Genomic DNA, 19,133 nt, shown 5'->3' with positions numbered 1-19,133 from the left:
GATTGATCAGGAATATTTTGAACTTGGAAAAACAAGGATTGAAAAACTACAGCCATTGCAACCTGAATTGTTTAGGTAGCGGGGTTTTTAATTTAGGGAGTATGGCATGTAACTGTAAAAACATAGACTTTGGATCTGAAGAAAATTTTGCTCAGCAAATAATGGTTGATATTCCATCGCATATGGAAGGGTATAAACAAGCCAGGTTTAAAGAAGGGCTATCTGATAAAATATGCATTGATCCATGTATCATTGATGAGGTTAAAGAGCTATGGAGTTTGGGTATCGAAACACATGGATGCTGCTGCGGACATAATAAGACTGAGTCTTTTGTAAATGTTCATGAAAAGGATATTGAAAAAATGTTGAGTCTTGGATATGTTCAAAACCATCCAGACAAAAGCAGAAAAGACACATTTAGATTAAAATCAGTTTGATATGGCAGAGGGATTGACAGGGAGCGCGGTTAATGAATTGGAGGTTTCGGAAAGAGAGTATGAAAGCCGAATTCGAGCAATTAAAAACCTGGAAAAAATGAAGAAGATAGAGAGCACGTGGTGTCGTGTTGGGGTGTGTTTGTTGAGAGGAAGTATATTAACGACTTTTAAACCGAAGAAGAATGGCAAGACCGTCAGAATATGATTTTGAACTTTGTAAAAAGATTTGTGATGAAGTTGCAAACGGTGAAAACATTATTTCTGTTTTAAAAGAATCGACTTATCCTTCATGGTCCACTTTCAGACGTTGGAAAAACGAGAATGATGAATTACGAACATTGTATGTAAACTCGCAGCAAGATAAGGGTATAGCATTGGAAAATGAAATTGATGATGTAATGCAGTCTTTAAAAGCTGGGGAAATGGAGGCATCAGTTGGTAACGTTCTTATCCAAACATTGAAATGGAAAATGGCTAAGTTCTACCCTAAAATGTTCGGAGATAAAGTTGATGTAACAACGGACGGAGAAAAGATCTCACAAGTAACAATATTCCAGTTGCCGGATAATGGCAGAAAGTAATCATAATATTATAAGACCGCAAGAAGGTTACCAATTAGATTTTGCAAGTACTTCAGCAGATATTTGTATAGGCGGAGGAGCTGCTGGAGTTGGTAAAACCTTTTCATTATTATTAGAGCCTATAAGGCATAAGGATGTGCCAGGGTTTGGTTCTGTTATTTTTAGGCGTACTAACCCCCAGATTAGAAATGAAGGAGGTTTGTGGGATACTTCTGAAGGGCTTTACAATCTATTAGGCGCAAATCCGAAGCAAAGCACATTGGAGTGGGACTTTGGCCAGTCTAAACTTAAATTTTCACATTTAGAACACGAGAAGAATATATACGATTGGCAAGGGTCACAGATTCCTTTTATTGGATTTGATGAGCTTACCCACTTTACTAAGAAAATGTTCTTCTATTTGCTTACTCGTAATCGTTCTGTTTGCGGTGTAAATCCCTATGTAAGAGCAACGTGTAATCCTGATCCTGATAGTTGGGTTGCTGAATTTATATCTTGGTGGATTGATCAAGAAACAGGCTTTGCAATACCGGAAAGGCGAGGCGTGTTAAGGTATTTAATTGTTGACGGTGATAATTACATTTGGGGAGATAGTAAAGAGGAAGTTATTGAAAAAGGATGGCATATACTTGAGGAAGTTGTGAATAGATCTGGTATAGATCCAAATGAGTTCGTTAAATCTGTTACTTTCATAGGTGGAAGTATTTACGATAACAAAGAGTTATTGAAAGAGAATCCGGCTTACTTAGGTAACTTGTTAGCCCAGGATAAAGATGTGCAGGCGGCGTTACTACATTCTAACTGGAAGGTTGTTTTATCTGACAATGATATATACAACTATCATTCATTCTTAGGAATGTTCAACAATGTTTATGATATTCCACATGACGAACGATATATTACCGCTGATATTGCCTTAGAAGGATCGGATAAGTTTTTAATAGGCTGTTGGTATGGGCGAGAATTAATGGACGCTTCAGTAATTGATAAGTCTAATGGCAAAGAGGTTATCGATGCCATCATTTCGATGGCGAAAAACCATAGGGTTCAGAATAAGCATATATGCTACGATAATGACGGTGTTGGAGGTTTTGTTGAAGGGTTTATTCAAGGTGCTATTCCGTTTCACAATGGAGGAACGCCTTTGCCTAATCCAGAATTAACAAGAGAAGATCCAGAATTTAATAAACCTGAAAAATATGAGCATCTAAAAGCACAATGTTATTACAGATCCGGCAAGAATGTTGATAAAGGTTTGTACAAGATAAACGAAAGGGTTGCTAATATGATGTATGATGATAAAATGACCATTAGGCAGCGTTTTTTACACGAAAGAAAGGCAATTAAAAAGGATAAACTAGATCAGGATAAAAAGCTATGCATAATCAAGAAAGGAGAAATGAAAACAAAACTAAATGGACAGTCGCCCGACTTAATGGATATGTTCATGATGCGCGAAAGATTTGATCTTGGTGAAAAGCCTGATGATGTGTTTGTTTTTTAAAAGCATAATTTTCACTATATTAGAGATAAATGAAGTTAGGAAATGGCGAAGGAAAGTTTTTGGGGTAGGCTATGGGGAAACGTAATTGGAACTGCTAAAACGTTTGAAAATGCATTTAATAAGGCATTTTTGCAATTCATGGGTGGACAGGCTGCACAATACGATTATAAAGATTCCACATACTTAGAAAAAGGGTATGGTATTAATCCGGATGTCTTCTCTGTAGTAACGCAAATGTGCGACAAAACAAAAGCAGTTCCTTACGCTGTTAAGAAGGTCAAAGACAAGCAATCACTTTCAAAATTATCCTCATTACGCAATGCAACAAATGGCAACTATTCCACCAAACAATTAGCGAACAAATTCATACTAGAATCAAAGGCATACGAAGATAAGGAAATGCCTTTCCCTCTTGAAAAGCCAAATCCAAATCAAACATGGGGAGATATTCACGCTTTATATAAGCTTTTCCTAAAAATGACGGGTAACTTCTACCTATATATGGTATGGCCTGAAAATGGAGCGAATTCAGGTGTTCCTAAACTTGTTTATGTACTTCCTTCGCATAAAATAAAAATAGTACTTAAAAAGGATGCGGATTTAATTTACGATGAAGACCCGATTGATTATTACATGTTACGTGATGGTGAACAAAACTTAACATTTCCTGCTGAGCAAGTTATTCACATTAAAACTCCCAATCCATTCTTTGACATGCAAGGCGGGCACCTGTATGGATTGTCACCTATTAGAGCATTATTACGAAATATCGAATCATCAAATGAGGCGCTGAATAATAATGTAAAAACACTTAAAAATTCAGGTGTTTTTGGGTTCTTTTCTGGGAAGGATAGCGCAATGACTCCAGACCAAGCAATGCAATTAAAGCAAAGGCTAGTTGATATGGACATGGATGCCGGAAGGCTCGCAAAGATAGCCGGGTTATCTGTACCTATTGAATTTACGAAACTATCGGTAGACACAAAGGATATGCTGCCTTTTGATTATCTAAAATATGATCAAAAAGCAATATGTAATGTGTTGGGTTGGTCTGATGCTTTATTGAATAATGATGATGGTGGCAAGTATGACAAGCAAAAGGAAGAGCGAAAACGGGTTATTACTGATAACATTCAGCCTGATCTTATTCTTTTTGATCAAGCAATGACAGAAAGATTCATCAGAAGGTTTAAAGGTTATGAAAACGCTGTTTTGGAACATGACATTAGTGAGTTGCCAGAAATGCAAGAAGACTACAAAATAATGCTCGAATGGATGGAGAAGGCTTACTACACGCCTAATGAAATTAGAGCAGCAACTAAAGCTGAAACATTAGATATTGATGGTATGAATGTGCCTTGGATTGATGGGGGTAAAAAACGCATTGATGATGTGGGTATAACCGCTTCAGACGTGCAAAAATCTTATGAATACTTAAAAAATGATATAGTATGAAACTAAAAGACGTCAAAATAAACGCAGAAGATCTGCTTAATTTTATCAATAACAATTTTTCTTTTGAAGAACCAACTGTAGATAGTGAAGGACTTAGAGTAGAATTTTTTTACAAAGTAAGACTATCTGATTTTATGGATTTTGTTGTTAAACAGGCTAAAATAGAAAAAGAAAATAATGATGATAACGTAATTGTTTTAGGCGAAACTAAATTCGGGGAAGTTATACAAGGAGAAAAAAAAGAAAATGAAGTAACCTTCAGAATTAAAAACAGTGATTTGATTGAATCGCTGGATACAGTGAAGATAAAAAACAATATTCCAAGACATAGAAACCCACCTAATCCACCTGCTTAATAATGTCAGATAACATTTATCAATCGTTTATTCAGCATCATAACGCTTATGAAGCTAAAGCACTTAAACAGATAATAATTGCAATTAAAGATTTTTTTTCAAATATTCCTTTCAAAAATTTGAACTTTGAAAATGCAAAAAATATTATTCTGCTTAATGGGGATGAAGATTTATTTATAAAAACAATCTTCAAAATCCATTATAAGACTGGTATGGCGTATGGTAGATACATATACAGTCAATTTAAAAAAGAAAATCCAATACAGATAAAAAAATATAAACCATTACCCTTTTTTAATGAAGCATTTCAAAGTTATATTCTTTCATATTTTAATCTATATGCTGGGACGGACATAAGGTCTATACCTGAAAGCCTGGCTGATAATGTGGTAAGAGAAATAAGTAACGGAACATTTGAAAATGAAACAATTGAAGAAATGCAAAAAAGGATTTATAGGACCATAAATAAACCTGACTTTTATATGTGGCAAGCTTTAAGAATTGCAAGAACCGAAGTTTCAGCGGCTATGAACTATTCAAAAGAAATTGCCGGGAATGTTTCCGGAGTTTTGTTTGATAAAGTTTGGATTGGAAGGAATGATGGAAGAGAAAGGGCTTCCCATATTGCGATGAATGGAAAAAAAGTATCTAAAGATGAAGAATTTGAAGTTGGAGGGTATAAAATGAAATATCCATGTGATCGATCAAGCGGAGTTCCAGCCAGGGAAATAATTAATTGTAGATGTACTTACGGATTTGAAGCCAAAAGAGACGAGTTTGGAAGATTAATTTTTACTGATTAAGTTATTTTCATTAGGAAAATTTGCATTTATCCAGTGGTATCCAAATTCATATAGATTAGCATGTAGATCAGGATCGCCAACTGAAGTATCTTCACCATATGCTTGGCCAATTATTTGAAAATAACCATCATCTTCTATAATTTCTGCAAACAAACTAGTCTCCTTTAATATTTTTAAAGACTCTTTCATGCTTGATACAACATTTTCATCATTATGTCTGTTAGTAAAATAAATATACAATTCCATAAAGTAAATTTACAAAAAAGAGTAATGTAATCAAAATAAAATCACTATATTAGAGATAATGACGAGGAAAAATGAAGGGGATTTTAGAAACTAAAAACACAGGGACCATAAAAGATGTCGATGCAACAAATCGAATCGTAACAGGTTACCTTTCTTCTTTCGGAAATGTTGACTATGACAATGACATTATAGTTAAAGGCGCTTTCAGGAAATCGATCAATGAAAGGTTTAATGATATTTTCTTCTTATATCAACATGATTGGTCTAAACCTCTTGGTAAATTCAATAAACTTGAAGAGGACGAAAAAGGGCTCTACTTTGAAGCCGAAATTGTTGAAACATCTTATGGTAAAGATCAGATTCTTTTATATGAAACTGGATTAGTTGCAGAGCATTCAATTGGCTACCAAGTTATTAAAGACGAATGGGACTCGACTAAGCAGATAAGAACCATTAAAGAGCTTAAGTTATACGAGGGGTCCGCCGTTACTTTAGGAGCAAATTCTGAAACTCCATTTACAGGATTCAAATCGCATACTCAACAAAAAGACACTATTTCAAAAATAGTCACATTAATGAAAAATGGCAATTTAACTGATGACACTTTCATTCAGTTAGAATTAGCCTTAAAAATGCTTCAATCTGAAGCCTACGAATTAGGAAAAACTGAAAACACTCAAAGTAAAGATGAGCCGTCCGCAGACACTCAAATGAAAGCTTATGAGCCGTTATTTAATACTATGTTAAATTTTAAAATCAAGTAAATGACAGAATTAGAAACAAAAATGCAGGAGGGGCTTGAAGCAATTAAAAAACAGGTCTCAGAATTTGAAAAATCTGCGGGCGAAAACACAGCGAAGCAGATTAAAGATGCTATTGATCAGAAAATGGCTGATCTTCAAAAGCAAATTGAAGACGGATTAAAAGCCTCAGACAATTCACAAGAAGTTAAAGACTCTTTGGAAAAAATGCAGGATCATCTTGACAAGTTGGATATTAAGCTTCAGAAATCCGGGGCTTCAAAAGGTATTGTAAAAACAATGGACGAAGAGGTAAAGGCTAAATTTGAAGAAAAAGCTGTTCAGGATGCTATTGCAGAGTTAAAAAATAACAGAGCTTCCTCAGTTCCATTTGAAGTAAAAGCGCCTACGACTATGGTTTTAGGAAGTTATACCGGAAACGCATTAACTACCGAAATTGACCGTGTTATTTCTGCAGCACCTAACAGAATGCCTTTGTTTAGAAATATCGTGAATGTTTCTACAATTAGAGGTAACAAGGTTACTTGGGTAAACAAAGAAGCACAAGAAGGTACGGCCGGAATGACAGCGGAAGGGGCTAAAAAGTCTCAAATCAGCTGGACATATACTGAAGAAAGCGCAGACGTTAAAAAGATCACCGCTTTCGTTAAAGTATCAAAAGAAGCACTTGACGATCTTGATTTCTTAAGATCTGAAATTAACACCGATCTTAGGGAGGCTATCGAAATTAAGCTTGACGAGCAAATTTCTGATGGTGATGGAGTTGGCCAAAATCTTAAAGGTATTTTACAATATGCTCCATCGTTCACAGTTACCGGAACTTCTTTTGCTACAGCTGTATTCAATGCTAATAGGCTTGATGTTCTTAGAACGGCAGTTGCTTTGGTTAAAAAGAACAGATTCAATCCTAATTACATTGTGATCAGTCCTATGGATGCCGCCTTAATGGACCTTGAAAAAGGAACAGATGGGCATTATATTTTACCTCCATTCGTTACCGCTGACGGGCAAAGAATTGCCGGAACTTTAGTTATCGAAAATGAGGCGATTGAGGAAGGTTCATTCCTGGTTGGAGATTTTACAAAATCTAACCTACGAATCCGTGAAGAAATCAATATTAATTTAGGTTATGAGAATGATGACTTTACGAAAAACTTGGTGACAATTCTTGCAGAGATGAGAGCTGTGCATTACATCAAAAAACATCATATTCCTGCTTTCTTGCAAGGGACATTTGCTGCAGCGATTACCGCAATCAATAAACCGGAAACAGTTTAATGCTTTTTTCATATTTACAATTTTCCACACCTGTTAAGGGTGTGGTTTTTATTTGAAATTAAACTGAAAATCACTATATTAGATATAAACCTAAAAAGAATTAAGATGAAGATAAAAATAATTCAGCCTGTATCAGACAGAAATGATCAGTCTAAAATGTATGAAGTGGGAACGGAACTTGATTTAGGAGCAGAGAGAAATAAGGCAGCTGTGAATAAAAGAGTGGCGGTTTGGGTTGACAATAAATCGAATGAAAAAGTATCAATTCCAACTGATAAAAAGAAAAAGGTATCTAAAGCCGGATCAGTGATTATTGAAACTAAAAAATCTGAATAATGCCTTTATTTTGCACACAAATGCAGGTTGTCAATCAACAAACAAAGGATTTAGTTTGGATTGATGGCATGAGGATAGAAGCGCCAACATGGGAACTTGCTCAGGAAATAATTGATAAAGAAAACTATCATTATCTGGAAATAACAGGTCAATTGGTAGCAGAAATACCTTGTAAAAAAGGAAGTTTTGAACCTGACTGGAAGAATGCAATAGATTACGATAAATTAAATCAAAATTAATGGCTAACAGTTACAATCATATATTGTCAGTTGATGATGTCAAGAGATATTTAAGACTGGAACCTGAATTCATTGATGATGACCAGGATCTTGAAAGAATGATAGCATCAGCTTTTGGGTATATCGAAAAGCAAACACAGCACATTTTTAAACCACAGGATAAAACTTATATAAAAGACTATTCAAATTACGTAAATATCTATGATCATCCAATTAATACAACTAATTTTCCAGATAGTGAAGTTCCTTTGTATTATCCTGGTTTTGTCAGGTTTTGCGGAATTGATTCTGTCACAGTAAATGTTGGGTATGTATCTAAAGAAAATGCTCCATCTGAATTGATCGATTGTGCTCTTCAAATGATCAAGGTTTGGTACTATGAAGCAGAAAAGATCACCAATACAACTTTACTACCGGAAAATGTAAAACAGATTATAGATACTAATAGACGATTTATAGCATGTTAGCAAGGGAATACAACAGGTTGATTGAGATATGGAATAAAACACATGTTCCTGACGGATTCGGAGGATATTTACCTTCAGATGTATTTGTAAAAAAGGTTTATGCTAAAATAACCACTAGTGCGGGTAATAAGTTTGTTAATTTCGGAATAGAAAATTTTGTGAATCCGGTTATATTTTCAGTAAGGGGCAAAAAGAATGATGTTAATTACACAGAAAACCATTTCGTAAAATATCAAGGGAAAGAATTCTTTATAAAGGGCATTGAACATAAAGGACTCGAACAAATGGAGTTAAATTTATTATGCGATGAGGGTTAGGGGTTTAAGAGAAACGCTTGCTAAACTTAATCAATTTGGAGAGCAAGGGAAGAACCGAATAAAACAAATAACTGCAATTACCGGACAAGAAATTGCTACAAATGCAGCACAAAATATATCAAGCTATTCAGATGTAGATTTAAATGGAACTATTTCGCAATCTATCAATGCTGTTCCAGATGAAAACGGATATAAATCAGTAATATCTGTAAATCAAGTTCCAATGGGAGCTTATATTGAATTTGGAACAGGAACTTTTGTAGAAGTATCAGATGAATGGAAAGACTTGGCCTGGCAATTCTATGTGAACGGCCGAGGACAATTACATCCACATCCTTATTTATATCCTGCATTCAATCAGGGAAGAGAAAGATATAAGGCTGACTTAGACAATGCGCTAGATAATTTAGTTAGACAATTTAATTCCAGATAAGCTTCAATTTTGAGGCTTTTTTTATTTCAAATATTAACGTAATCCATTTTAATTCATTATATTAGAGATAATGAGGTTGTGATTATGAAGAATCCTGATAAATGGATTAGAAAATTCTTTAGTGAGAGGCTCTCCAATATGGTAGTTAACGGATTTACTGTTAAACTATACGATACCACTACACCCAATAATGACAGTTTTTTAATAGTACTTTCCACGCAAAGCGGAAGGGATAATTGGCAAACAAAATGTTCAGTTGATAAACTGAGAGACATTAACATAGACATCATCACCAGGTTTAAGGGTAATGTTGGGAGTAGAGCTTTATTAGATGATATTGTTGAGGAGGTCTTACAAAGGACCGAAGAAATCAAAATTGAAAACTTTGTGTTACAATATTTTAATATCTCATTTCCTTTAGATATTAATCAATCAACCGCAACGGAGACGATTTACAGAAAAATAATTAAATATTCATTAAAACTTAAAGAAGATGGCAGGTGAAAAATCACTATTAGGCGCGAATGAAATTCTTTTCATTTATGGACCTATCAAAGATGCAGCAGGAACAACGGTAGCAGCAAATTACTTCCCGGTAGGTTGCCTGACTACAAATGAATTAACAAAGACTGTTGAAATGCAGGACGGAACCATTACTAAATGTAACGCTTCTCCCGATCCAACCTACGGAAGAAAATCTTACCAGATTACTTTTGAGGCAGTTGCAATTGAAGCAGATGGAATGAAGGCTAGTTATGACGCGGTGTCCGATGCAATGGATGATGCTCATGAAAACAAAAAACCGATTTTCTGGAAAATTGAAACCACTCAATCAGATGGCACAAAAGAAACGAAATTTGGAAAAGGTTTCTTATCAGATCTTTCCAGGACGGCCCCTGTAGAAGGTGAAATTACATTTTCTGGAACAATTCAAGGTAGTGGGGAAATTTCTAATACAGATTTACACGTATAATTATGAATCACACTGTTTTAACCTTTAACGAGGTTCAATATAAGGCTAAATTCGGGTTAACTGTAATTGGACAGACAATTAAAGATTTGAATACTGATTTAACTTCATTTTTCAATGAATTTGCAAATAATGCACCTTTGGTAGCACCTGTTCTAATTTTTAACTCACTTAAAAAAGGCAATCCCGAAGTTGAATTTACTTTAGAACAAGTAGAGGATATGATCGATGAAGATGGAGGTCTTGCATCACCTCAATTAAAAAAATTCCTAGAAGGATTTACGGCATCCATAAAAGTTGATGTGGAGCCGGGAAAGCAGAAGAAAGCTCCAGTAAAGAAAAAATAAATTTTGACATAGATATTCTTTCATTTGCCATCGAGGAACTCGGGTGTATTTCTTTGGAATATGCAGAAGATATGACATGGAGAGAATATCAGTTAAGATTATTGGGCTTTAAAAGAAGGAATAAAGATAAATGGATACATACACGGGAAGTAGCCTATATGGTTTACCTGAATATTCCGGAAAAAGGGAAAAAAGTTTCGAAAGAACAATTTATGCCTTTGGAAGATTTAAGGATTAGAAAATCTGCGGGTATTTCAGAAAGAGGGAAGGAGTTATACATGAAGGCGATTAATGAAGCGGTAAATGGCGGACGAATTAAGGATTGAGATTGGCGCGGATCCTTCACAGCTGGGAAGTGACCTGAATAGGGCCCAGGGAATGCTGCAGAATTTTGTAAGGCAGGCTGAAAGGATTGGAGAGATTGGTAATAAAATTTCTGACTTAGGTCAGAAGTTGACCATGTACGTAACCCTACCAATCGCAGGTTTAGCTGCAGCTTCCGTTAAAGCTTATGGCGATATTGAAGCCTTGCAAAAAGGGTTAGAGGCTGTAATGGGGAGTGCGGCAAGGGCTTCTGGGGAATTTGCTAAACTAAGAGAAGTTGCTAAACTTCCGGGGCTTGGATTAAAAGAGGCAGCGCAAGGGTCTGTTGCCCTTCAATCTGCGGGATTTTCAGCAGGTAAGGCAAGACAGGCATTGCTTTCTTTTGGCAATGCTTTAGCAACAGTCGGCAAAGGGGCTAACGAAATGAACTTTGTTATCCTAGCGCTCACACAACTACAAAATAAAACAACAGGATTTGGCCAAGATCTAAGGCAGCTAATGGAACAACTGCCTCAATTAAGAGGTGCATTAGAGTCAGCTTTTGGAACTTCAGATTCAGAGGCAATTGCAAAGACCGGAGCAACTGGCGCAGAAGTTGTGAATAAACTTATTCTTGAATTTGCCAAGCTACCTAAGGTAACCGGGGGTATCAAAAATGCATTTGAAAATTTAAAGGATTCAATATTTATCAATCTTTCTCGTATTGGAGATGCGATAAATAAGAACTTTAATATTTCAAATATTATTGAAAAGGTTACTAATGCTATTGATAAATTAGTTTCTGCATTTGAAGACTTAAGCCCTGGAATGCAAAAAGCAATTTTAATTATTACGGGAATAATTGCTGTTATTGGACCCCTTATTGTGCTTCTTGGATCAATAATGACCATTCTACCTGTTTTGGTTGCTGGGTTCTCAGCATTAGGCACCGTATTAACAGTTTTATTCACTGTTTTAGGTCCCGAATTAGTTTTATTAGCAGCATTAGGGGTCGCTATTTATAAATATGCTACTGCAGCTGAAACTGCCGCTGAAAGACAGGAAAAATGGACGAAATCACTAGATAAAGCTAAGTCATCTGCACAGGCGGAAATATCCTCTCTTGATCAACTTTATTCTAAGACTCAAAATGTTAAACTTTCAATAGAAGAAAGGAAAAAGGCTGTTGATGATTTGCAAAAACAGTACCCACATTATTTCCAAAATATTAATGATGAAATTATACTTACTGGCAAGGCTACAGGTTCATATAATGAGCTTAGAAAAGCTATTTTTAGAGCATCGACAGCTAGGGCGGCGCAGGCTGAATTAGATAGGAGAGAAGACGGCCGTTTAAAGGAAGAGTTAGCCGTTAGAGAAAAAATAAATGCAGCATTAAAAGTTTATTCAAACCCCAGTTACAAAAATCTTAAGGAATTTAATAGACTTGTCGGTAACTTAAATGTTTCGGAACATATGGTCATTGGCGACAAGTCTATTTTAGAGCAAATGTACGCTTCTCCTGAAGAAATAAAGAAGGCAGCTTCATTAGTTGTTTTTAAATATGTTAAAGAATTAAAAAGTAACTCAAATAAATTCGCTGCAGAAAATAAACCTCTTCTTGATATATTCAAAGCTGGGTCTAATGACATAAGCAATCTTGAAAAAGAAGGTGTTGTAGCAGGGAAATCAGTAGGTAAAGGTTGGAAAGAAGGTTTAGAGGAAAAACTTAAGGGGTTACAGGCGGCCTTAGATAAGGCACCAACTAAAGCTGCAGCTGCTAAAATTGCCGCTCAAATAGCAGCTGTTAAAAAAGAAATTGATTCTATCAACCCTGAAAAAGAATCAGAAAAACAATTAGCAGAAATATTTCCAATAGGTAGTATAAATGATCTTGAAAAAAGAGCACAACTTCTACAAACTGCTATTGATAATGGTGCGAAAGGGCTTGTTAAAATACGTACAACTGATAAATATGGCAGTGAAACTGATAAAAAAGGTAACCCTTACTTAACGGGAGAAGTATTAAGTACAGAACAGGCGTATAAGCGCTTACAAGATCTGAACAAAAAAATAAAGGATCTTCAATATAAATCTTTCCAAGAGAGGAGTGATGAACTTGGCAAACAATGGGCTGATTTTGAACAAATTTCCCAATCATTCGGAAATGATATTGGGAAAAAGCAATATGGTGAGCTTATTAAAGGTTCTAAAAACTATCTGGAATATCTTCAAAAAGAAAAAGATATTTTACTTCAAAAATCAGAAGTAGGAATATTATCTGATGAAGACAAGGACAATATAATTTTCCTAGAAAACAAAATCAATAGCTTGGCCGGAATAAAAAGTCCGTTAGAAAAGTTTCAACAAGATATTGAAAATGCTCTTTCAAGAATGCCCGACTTAGGTGACAAGCTTGCATATTTGAATGATATTTCAAACAAGGAGTTTTCAAAATCAGGAAATAGCAACGCCTTCCTTGATCGTTATCGATTTATTAATGAACAAAATCAAAAGTTTTTACAACAACAGAGAGATTATTATAATGAATTTCTAAAGGATAAGGTAAGCTATGAGGATAATAAAGTACTTGTAGAAAAGAAGTATGCAGATATAACTGATAAAATAAATTCAGACAATGCATTAAGTATTGAACAAAAAGCCAGATACATCAAAGAAGCTCTTAAAGCGAAGGGAAAAGAAATTGCCGATGGTGCTACTGAGATTGTTAAGAATTTTAATGATGAATTCAAAAACCTAGGACAAAATTCTTTTGCTTCAGGACTTACAAATATGTTTTCATCAATTGGTGAAGCAATTGCAAATGGAGGAAATGTAATCGGGGCAGTTGGTAACGGACTGTTGAAAATGTTTGCAGGATTTCTGTCTGATATGGGAGCATTACTGATTAAATACGGAACCTTAGCTATAATGAAAGGTACCCTAGATGAAATTATCAAAACAGGAGGTTATCAGGCTATTGCGGCAGGTATAGCAGCAATTGCTGTCGGTGCTGCCTTGTCAATTGCCGGAAGTGCTATTGGATCAAAAGCCAATTCAAACATGAGCGGATCGGGCGGATCAGTGTCAACCGCAACAGGAGCAAACTATTCAGGTAATACATATAGTTCAAATTATACAACAGGTGGTTCTTCCGGTGGTGAAGTAGTTTTCAGGCTTGCAGGAAGTGATTTAGTGGGAGTGCTAAATAGGGAAATAGCAAAAGGGAACAGACTAAATACTAACTAGAATGGCAAATAAGAGACTCACATTTAACAGGTCATCTATATCTCTAACTTATAATCGATTTACGTCAAGCACAACTGGTGACAACACGTTTGTAGGATACTTAATTGATGGACTTGATCCTGTTACGTCTCAAATTGACTATTATTGTGATCCAATTATTATCATTGGTCCCAATCCATCTGATAGCTCGGACACTGTATTCGTTTATGTTGATGCGGTATCTTTGCCGGTAGGTAACTATGAATATGTTATTACAGCTAAAGCCTTTGATGATACCGTGTCAAAAGATATAAAATTATATTTAAAGGTTATAGATGAAAATACAATTCCTGAGGAAGATAGACCTTATAATTTAAAATATTGGTTTGAAAACGAAGTCTCCCCCGAAGTTAAATATAGATGTGAAATTAAAGAAAGAGGTTATGAAGGTCAAAGTACTGAAATTAATGGAACTGCTGAACATAAATATCAGGAAAAAACAGACCACTTTCAGCCGCTTGTTGCGTCAAGTATTGAACTTAAGCTTTTGGCAGATTCTGGCCTAACCTTACAAGATCTATATTCAGAAGATGAGAAGAATTACAAGGTATTTCTTTTTAGAAATGAGCAGTTAATTTTTGTCGGATTTCTTAAACCCGATGGTATTTGGGAAGATTACGTTTACGATCGCTGGGAATTAAGTATTGATGCTTATGACGGATTATCTACATTAAAAGACATGTCATTTTCCAATGAAAACGGAATGTCGTTTATCGGAAAACAAAATGGGCTAAGTATAATTAAGAATTGTTTGAAAAAGACAGGGCTTGATTTACCTATAAATGTTAATTGCGAAATAGAATACGATGGATTTATAGGGGATATTGCTGAGAGTACAATATTTGAAGGGGCATTTTTCAATATGGAAAGATATTTCCAGGATGCAAAAGAGCCTATGGATTGTGAAAGCGTACTAAAATCTATCATTCAGATCTTTAATTGTACTGTAATGCAGATGCATGGTGAGTGGTTTATCTATCGATCCATAGACACCAAGGAAAACATGTTTTTTACAAGATATGTGAATGGCGCATTCTCTGATTATAATGTTTGGCATCCAGAAATAACAATAGGAAGCCAAATTAATAATTTTGATGTATTTCATTGTAATTCAAATCAGAGAAAAAGCATTTCTCCAAGCGTACAGGCCTATAGAATTTCTTATGAATATGGCGGAGCAAACGCTATATTCAGGAATCCGGAACTTAAGCTTGAAGGAGCAGGATTAGACATTCCGGGATGGGTTGTAGATAATTTGGATGGGCGAGTCGTAAGAAATGAAGATGGATTTGGAGTGGATTCACAAACAAATTGGTTTAACGATGAAATACCAACCCTTTTGAGGCTGGCTCAAGACATTGATATTAGCCAAGGGGCAATATTTAAGCTAATGATAAGATATTCCAACGTGAATCAAAATTCTGTGGGAATAAGGTACTCTGTAGCCGTTGGAAATCAGTGGCTTAATGAAGACGGTAGTTGGTCAACTGCAGGTGGTTCAATATTTGTCAATAACTCAATTGGCACTTACAACCCTCCATACCATGAATACATGGGTAAAGGTGAAGCGGTTGTAGAAGCCTCAATAAAAGCCCCTATAAGCGGCAAGTTAAACATTATCATTTACCGGGACGTTCACCGATTAGGAGGCGGTAGGTTTAAAGTTCATAGTATTTCTTTGACTGGGACAAGTGAAGGTGATGTAAAAGGACGGGTTTACACAGCTCAACGCAAAAAGAAATTATCGACCGTGACAAAATCGGACATTACAGTTTATAATGGCGATAGTGTCTCAGATTTGTTTGTAGGGACAATTTATAAAGATAATGGAGAAACCCCAACAGATAAATGGCACCGTAAAGGCATGGTAGAAACAAAGGAAATATTGGAGATAAATGCCGAAGACAATATTAGAATAGCCCCTCGTCCAATGATTATTTTTGAGGGTGATATTTATGGGTACATACCATACTTAAGCTTGATAAGCTATGATAATATTAGTGGAAATTTCCTTCCGATGAATTACACACTCAATACTTCAGACAATACAATAAGGTTAGTGAGCAGGGAATTTTCAAGTACGAATTTAGATAGCTCAGATTTCTATGTAGACATCAAAGATAACTATGGAAATGAGACAAAAGTAACAATTGTTTAGCTGATTTTCACTATATTAGAGAAAAGGGGTTGTATGGAGCAGATTAAGGGAGAAGAAAACCTTTTTTATATTAAAAAAAATAATGCATGGGTGCCAGTCGCGTGCCTTACAGCTAGTCCTATATCTGAAGAATCAGAGACGATAAAAACCACTACACGGGATAATGAAGGTTGGAATACTGATTATCCAACTAACCAAAGTTATTCAATACAACTTTCCGGAATTATGATCAAGGATGATCTTGACAGTGGAAATAATATAATCTCATACCGCGAACTTAGATCGTACAAAAGGAATAAAATACTGATAGACTGGATGAGAAAAACACTGTCCGGCTGGTATGTTGATTCTGGAAAAGGACATGTTACCTCAATATCAGATTCAGATACAGCAGGTGATTTCATTTCTTTTAACGCAACGATTATAGGCTATGGTAAACCAGATGAAGCGAATGAACGAATTAGGGTGCTTGGGGAAGGTCCAAATACGATAATGGGAGATAAAGACTACGAAATTATTAAAACAGATTAAAATGGGGGTGAATCCAGATTTATTAGTAATAAAAAAGCCAAGTGAATTAGATATTGCAGCAGCTTTTGATCCAGGCAATTTTTTATTTGCTGGAGATGATGACAAATTGAGGAAAATACCAGCAGATGTTTTCTATCCGCTGTTAAACAATGTTGCAAAGCCTATTTCTCCGGCTGACTCAACACCAACATCCGTGGGGTGGTATAAACCACAGGTCAGCTCTGAAGATCCCGGTACAAACTATCCGAATGCTGGAAATCTTAAATCAAAAAGTGGATTTGATACATTATTTTTCTTTGATGGTACCAACTGGATTAAAGCAGAAGTCGCGTTGCCAGGTGTAAACAATGCAACAGATATAGAGTTCAGGAATAAAGTAGATGATAAATCTTTTTCCCCTAAACAATTATTTGATGAAGTAATAGGAGAATTTACATTTGGAGGGACAGTGCAAGATCTTGTAATGAATTTACCTGCTGGGTTTGACATTAATAATGCAAATACAGCAGATTTACCAGGTGCGGCACGGTTTACATACGATCCTAACTTATATAGTGATTTTGAATATTTTACATCAATGGACGTGAAATTTATAACCACGGGAACTATTAATATATACGTCTATTCAAAAACAGATCTAAATACACCGTATCAAACTATCCCGGTAAATGTGACTTCTGTAGGTGTGCAGAATGTACCTTTTTCATCACCAATTGATGCCAGTCAATATCTAATATTCATTTCTGCGGGTGTAGGATATTACGTATTAACAGGCGCAACATCTGCAAGAAACTTATATGCAGGCTCGCTAGGAACCGTTAATGATGTGTTAATAGGTGTCATATTTCGAGGAACAAAAACTATAGGTGAGTCTACCAAGAAAATAATCGATCAAATTAACGAATTAAGAGAATTAAATTTTGATTTTAATAATACTCTTTATCAAAGATCTAATGGTGAAATCGATTCAATTATTTCTGAAAGTGGTTCCAGTACATTCTCAATTGGATCGAATGGATTAACCATTTCTTCCTCTGGGGTTGGCAATGGTGTTATTATTAACAAGCAATATAATTTAGGGCAAAGGTTTATTGAGTTAAAAGTGAAATTTTCTTCGAATACAAAATTTTACATCGGCACACAATATTCTGAAAATAATGTAGGTAAAGCGTTTTCAATAATTGATAGTGTTGCAAAAACTATAACAATTTATAATATCGATTCGACATCATCAGTTGCTACAACCACCACTTTTACCTTTGATATTATTGATGGCAGAGAGTATGTTTTAAGATTATATAAATTAAATAACCTTACTAAAGTTGAGTTTATTGATCCTTTCACTGGAAATAAATCGTCAGCACAAGTGTCGCAATTAGGGCAATTCGACAAATATAAATTCGGATTTGTATCTTCAACAGCAAGTCCTGTAATTTCTTCAATTGCCGTAAAATCAATTATTACAGAACGCCCGTTTATAGGGTTTTATGGGGATTCAATAACAGAAGGAAATACGGTTGGTACATCAGCAAATACGCCATACTATAAGGACCGATTTGCAAACTTGATAGGTTCAAAATTAAATAAGTCTTATTATGTAAGTGGACGTAGTGCAGGAACAATTGATGGTGTTTTATCAAGGGTCCAAAATGAATTACCCTACTTACGACCAAAATATGTTTTTATAACAATTGGCACCAACGGAGGCAATACAGACGCTAAATTAAATCAATTAGTTGAATTCTGTGAATCATACGACTGTAAAGTAATATTGAATTTAATTCCATTATATGATAGTTCTACTGCATCTAAAAACTCAATGATTCAAACTGTCGTTGACGCTCGAAAATTATTATCGGTTAAAATGAATGTTGCAACATCTGTTAACGCTGATGGCGTTACGAAAGATAATGCACTTTTCGCTAATGAGTCGGGGGTTTATATACATCCAAATGTAGCAGGAAATCAAAAGATATATGAAAGATCTTTGATAGATATAGCAGAAGTTTATCAAGATGTTGGTATATACTAATTACCAAGCTCTATCATATTGATTCTTGATAATTGCACTATTAACAATAGAATTAAGCTTGTTTTTAAACTTTATTTTCAATTTTAATTTTAAATTTTCATCACTTGTCCCATCAATATCAATTTCAATTTGCTCTAACTCAGATGTATAACAACCTTCTTCCAATGCTAATTTCTTTAACCTTTGAATATTTCGATTAATGTTTTTAGAAGACGTTGGATTTAGGGTTTCTATGATGTTTTTAAAAAAGTTTTTCATAGGAAAGTTTTTGTAAAAGTAATAAAAATAAAA

At 35.1% G+C, this 19,133-nt stretch carries 23 protein-coding genes; 21 read left to right on the top strand and 2 right to left on the bottom strand.

The genetic code is table 11. The features are described from left to right. The 6 genes from BUB03_RS16800 to BUB03_RS16770 form a co-directional block, all read left to right on the top strand. Window positions 1-437, top strand: a 437-nt coding sequence (locus BUB03_RS16800) for a hypothetical protein (protein WP_228417920.1), incomplete at its 5' end; no start/stop codon positions are given. Between the two features lie 182 nt (window positions 438-619). Continuing rightward, the gene (locus BUB03_RS16790; RefSeq protein ID WP_073065305.1) at window positions 620-1,018 is read left to right on the top strand and encodes a terminase small subunit-like protein; all 399 of its coding nucleotides are present in this window, start codon (window positions 620-622) and stop codon (window positions 1,016-1,018) included. After that, on the top strand, window positions 1,005-2,522 hold the full coding sequence (locus BUB03_RS16785) for a terminase large subunit domain-containing protein (RefSeq protein WP_073065302.1): 1,518 nt from the start codon (window positions 1,005-1,007) through the stop codon (window positions 2,520-2,522). Before BUB03_RS16790 ends, BUB03_RS16785 begins: the two co-directional genes overlap by 14 nt. 42 nt (window positions 2,523-2,564) lie before the next feature. After that, window positions 2,565-3,977 (top strand): phage portal protein, encoded by a 1,413-nt coding sequence (locus BUB03_RS16780; RefSeq protein WP_083538974.1) that lies wholly within the window; start codon window positions 2,565-2,567, stop codon window positions 3,975-3,977. Continuing rightward, window positions 3,974-4,333: a hypothetical protein gene (locus BUB03_RS16775; RefSeq protein ID WP_073065300.1), complete on the top strand. Its 360-nt coding sequence runs from the start codon at window positions 3,974-3,976 to the stop codon at window positions 4,331-4,333. The genes BUB03_RS16780 and BUB03_RS16775 overlap by 4 nt, the downstream gene beginning before the upstream one ends. A 2-nt stretch (window positions 4,334-4,335) precedes the next feature. Further along, a complete protein-coding gene (locus BUB03_RS16770; protein WP_073065297.1) occupies window positions 4,336-5,136 on the top strand; it encodes a phage minor head protein in 801 nt (266 codons plus the stop codon). On the opposite strand, the gene BUB03_RS16765 is transcribed toward BUB03_RS16770, so the two are convergent. Beyond that, window positions 5,119-5,382 (bottom strand): hypothetical protein, encoded by a 264-nt coding sequence (locus tag BUB03_RS16765; RefSeq protein WP_073065294.1) that lies wholly within the window; start codon window positions 5,380-5,382, stop codon window positions 5,119-5,121. The genes BUB03_RS16770 and BUB03_RS16765 overlap by 18 nt on opposite strands. A 71-nt stretch (window positions 5,383-5,453) precedes the next feature. Between BUB03_RS16765 and BUB03_RS16760 the strand changes: the two genes are divergently transcribed. The 15 genes from BUB03_RS16760 (at window position 5,454) to BUB03_RS16690 (ending at window position 18,842) form a co-directional block, all read left to right on the top strand. Beyond that, window positions 5,454-6,146 carry an HK97 family phage prohead protease gene (locus tag BUB03_RS16760; RefSeq protein WP_073065291.1) on the top strand — a complete coding sequence of 231 codons (693 nt, stop codon included), beginning with the start codon at window positions 5,454-5,456 and terminating at the stop codon, window positions 6,144-6,146. Continuing rightward, window positions 6,147-7,421: a phage major capsid protein gene (locus tag BUB03_RS16755; protein WP_073065288.1), complete on the top strand. Its 1,275-nt coding sequence runs from the start codon at window positions 6,147-6,149 to the stop codon at window positions 7,419-7,421. A 105-nt stretch (window positions 7,422-7,526) separates the two neighbouring features. After that, the gene (locus BUB03_RS16750) at window positions 7,527-7,757 is read left to right on the top strand and encodes a hypothetical protein (protein ID WP_139258896.1); all 231 of its coding nucleotides are present in this window, start codon (window positions 7,527-7,529) and stop codon (window positions 7,755-7,757) included. After that, window positions 7,757-7,996, top strand: a complete 240-nt coding sequence (locus tag BUB03_RS16745) for a hypothetical protein (protein ID WP_139258894.1) — start codon at window positions 7,757-7,759, stop codon at window positions 7,994-7,996. Before BUB03_RS16750 ends, BUB03_RS16745 begins: the two co-directional genes overlap by 1 nt. Further along, window positions 7,996-8,463, top strand: a complete 468-nt coding sequence (locus BUB03_RS16740) for a head-tail connector protein (RefSeq protein WP_073065280.1) — start codon at window positions 7,996-7,998, stop codon at window positions 8,461-8,463. Before BUB03_RS16745 ends, BUB03_RS16740 begins: the two co-directional genes overlap by 1 nt. After that, on the top strand, window positions 8,457-8,780 hold the full coding sequence (locus tag BUB03_RS16735; RefSeq protein WP_073065277.1) for a phage head closure protein: 324 nt from the start codon (window positions 8,457-8,459) through the stop codon (window positions 8,778-8,780). Before BUB03_RS16740 ends, BUB03_RS16735 begins: the two co-directional genes overlap by 7 nt. Further along, the gene (locus BUB03_RS16730; RefSeq protein ID WP_073065274.1) at window positions 8,770-9,213 is read left to right on the top strand and encodes a hypothetical protein; all 444 of its coding nucleotides are present in this window, start codon (window positions 8,770-8,772) and stop codon (window positions 9,211-9,213) included. Before BUB03_RS16735 ends, BUB03_RS16730 begins: the two co-directional genes overlap by 11 nt. An 84-nt stretch (window positions 9,214-9,297) precedes the next feature. Then, window positions 9,298-9,717, top strand: coding sequence for a hypothetical protein (locus BUB03_RS16725; RefSeq protein WP_073065272.1), 420 nt, complete (start codon window positions 9,298-9,300; stop codon window positions 9,715-9,717). After that, window positions 9,707-10,186: a phage tail tube protein gene (locus tag BUB03_RS16720; protein ID WP_073065269.1), complete on the top strand. Its 480-nt coding sequence runs from the start codon at window positions 9,707-9,709 to the stop codon at window positions 10,184-10,186. The genes BUB03_RS16725 and BUB03_RS16720 overlap by 11 nt, the downstream gene beginning before the upstream one ends. A gap of 2 nt (window positions 10,187-10,188) precedes the next feature. Beyond that, complete coding sequence (locus BUB03_RS16715) at window positions 10,189-10,530, top strand: hypothetical protein (RefSeq protein WP_073065266.1); 342 nt, start codon at window positions 10,189-10,191, stop codon at window positions 10,528-10,530. A 53-nt stretch (window positions 10,531-10,583) separates the two neighbouring features. Beyond that, window positions 10,584-10,856, top strand: coding sequence for a hypothetical protein (locus tag BUB03_RS16710; protein WP_073065263.1), 273 nt, complete (start codon window positions 10,584-10,586; stop codon window positions 10,854-10,856). After that, the gene (locus BUB03_RS16705) at window positions 10,834-14,082 is read left to right on the top strand and encodes a tape measure protein (RefSeq protein WP_073065260.1); all 3,249 of its coding nucleotides are present in this window, start codon (window positions 10,834-10,836) and stop codon (window positions 14,080-14,082) included. Before BUB03_RS16710 ends, BUB03_RS16705 begins: the two co-directional genes overlap by 23 nt. A gap of 1 nt (window position 14,083) precedes the next feature. Next, window positions 14,084-16,279, top strand: a complete 2,196-nt coding sequence (locus tag BUB03_RS16700; RefSeq protein WP_073065257.1) for a hypothetical protein — start codon at window positions 14,084-14,086, stop codon at window positions 16,277-16,279. Between the two features lie 33 nt (window positions 16,280-16,312). Further along, entirely contained in the window at window positions 16,313-16,810 is a 498-nt protein-coding gene (locus BUB03_RS16695) for a phage tail tube protein (RefSeq protein WP_073065255.1), read from the top strand. Window position 16,811: 1 nt separating this feature from the next. Then, a complete protein-coding gene (locus BUB03_RS16690) occupies window positions 16,812-18,842 on the top strand; it encodes an SGNH/GDSL hydrolase family protein (RefSeq protein ID WP_073065253.1) in 2,031 nt (676 codons plus the stop codon). On the opposite strand, the gene BUB03_RS16685 is transcribed toward BUB03_RS16690, so the two are convergent. Continuing rightward, window positions 18,843-19,100 carry a hypothetical protein gene (locus tag BUB03_RS16685; RefSeq protein ID WP_073065250.1) on the bottom strand — a complete coding sequence of 86 codons (258 nt, stop codon included), beginning with the start codon at window positions 19,098-19,100 and terminating at the stop codon, window positions 18,843-18,845. Between the last annotated feature and the right edge of the window lie 33 nt (window positions 19,101-19,133).

Source organism: Chryseobacterium oranimense, assembly GCF_900129755.1.
GTDB lineage: Bacteria > Bacteroidota > Bacteroidia > Flavobacteriales > Weeksellaceae > Chryseobacterium > Chryseobacterium oranimense.
The sequence above is the reverse complement of the archived record's forward strand: the minus strand, read 5'-3'. Positions and strand labels throughout refer to the sequence as shown.

Excerpts from the sequence above, each read along its gene's own strand:
- BUB03_RS16720 (WP_073065269.1), top strand. The coding sequence starts at position 9,707 with ATGGCAGGTGAAAAATCACTATTAGGCGCGAATGAAATTCTTTTCATT.
- BUB03_RS16785 (WP_073065302.1), top strand. The coding sequence starts at position 1,005 with ATGGCAGAAAGTAATCATAATATTATAAGACCGCAAGAAGGTTACCAA.
- BUB03_RS16770 (WP_073065297.1), top strand. The coding sequence starts at position 4,336 with ATGTCAGATAACATTTATCAATCGTTTATTCAGCATCATAACGCTTAT.
- BUB03_RS16760 (WP_073065291.1), top strand. The coding sequence starts at position 5,454 with ATGAAGGGGATTTTAGAAACTAAAAACACAGGGACCATAAAAGATGTC.
- BUB03_RS16735 (WP_073065277.1), top strand. The coding sequence starts at position 8,457 with ATGTTAGCAAGGGAATACAACAGGTTGATTGAGATATGGAATAAAACA.
- BUB03_RS16750 (WP_139258896.1), top strand. The coding sequence starts at position 7,527 with ATGAAGATAAAAATAATTCAGCCTGTATCAGACAGAAATGATCAGTCT.
- BUB03_RS16685 (WP_073065250.1), bottom strand. The coding sequence starts at position 19,100 with ATGAAAAACTTTTTTAAAAACATCATAGAAACCCTAAATCCAACGTCT.
- BUB03_RS16755 (WP_073065288.1), top strand. The coding sequence starts at position 6,147 with ATGACAGAATTAGAAACAAAAATGCAGGAGGGGCTTGAAGCAATTAAA.
- BUB03_RS16715 (WP_073065266.1), top strand. The coding sequence starts at position 10,189 with ATGAATCACACTGTTTTAACCTTTAACGAGGTTCAATATAAGGCTAAA.
- BUB03_RS16780 (WP_083538974.1), top strand. The coding sequence starts at position 2,565 with ATGGCGAAGGAAAGTTTTTGGGGTAGGCTATGGGGAAACGTAATTGGA.
- BUB03_RS16740 (WP_073065280.1), top strand. The coding sequence starts at position 7,996 with ATGGCTAACAGTTACAATCATATATTGTCAGTTGATGATGTCAAGAGA.
- BUB03_RS16775 (WP_073065300.1), top strand. The coding sequence starts at position 3,974 with ATGAAACTAAAAGACGTCAAAATAAACGCAGAAGATCTGCTTAATTTT.
- BUB03_RS16730 (WP_073065274.1), top strand. The coding sequence starts at position 8,770 with ATGAGGGTTAGGGGTTTAAGAGAAACGCTTGCTAAACTTAATCAATTT.
- BUB03_RS16765 (WP_073065294.1), bottom strand. The coding sequence starts at position 5,382 with ATGGAATTGTATATTTATTTTACTAACAGACATAATGATGAAAATGTT.
- BUB03_RS16790 (WP_073065305.1), top strand. The coding sequence starts at position 620 with ATGGCAAGACCGTCAGAATATGATTTTGAACTTTGTAAAAAGATTTGT.
- BUB03_RS16725 (WP_073065272.1), top strand. The coding sequence starts at position 9,298 with ATGAAGAATCCTGATAAATGGATTAGAAAATTCTTTAGTGAGAGGCTC.
- BUB03_RS16705 (WP_073065260.1), top strand. The coding sequence starts at position 10,834 with ATGGCGGACGAATTAAGGATTGAGATTGGCGCGGATCCTTCACAGCTG.
- BUB03_RS16695 (WP_073065255.1), top strand. The coding sequence starts at position 16,313 with ATGGAGCAGATTAAGGGAGAAGAAAACCTTTTTTATATTAAAAAAAAT.
- BUB03_RS16690 (WP_073065253.1), top strand. The coding sequence starts at position 16,812 with ATGGGGGTGAATCCAGATTTATTAGTAATAAAAAAGCCAAGTGAATTA.
- BUB03_RS16700 (WP_073065257.1), top strand. The coding sequence starts at position 14,084 with ATGGCAAATAAGAGACTCACATTTAACAGGTCATCTATATCTCTAACT.
- BUB03_RS16745 (WP_139258894.1), top strand. The coding sequence starts at position 7,757 with ATGCCTTTATTTTGCACACAAATGCAGGTTGTCAATCAACAAACAAAG.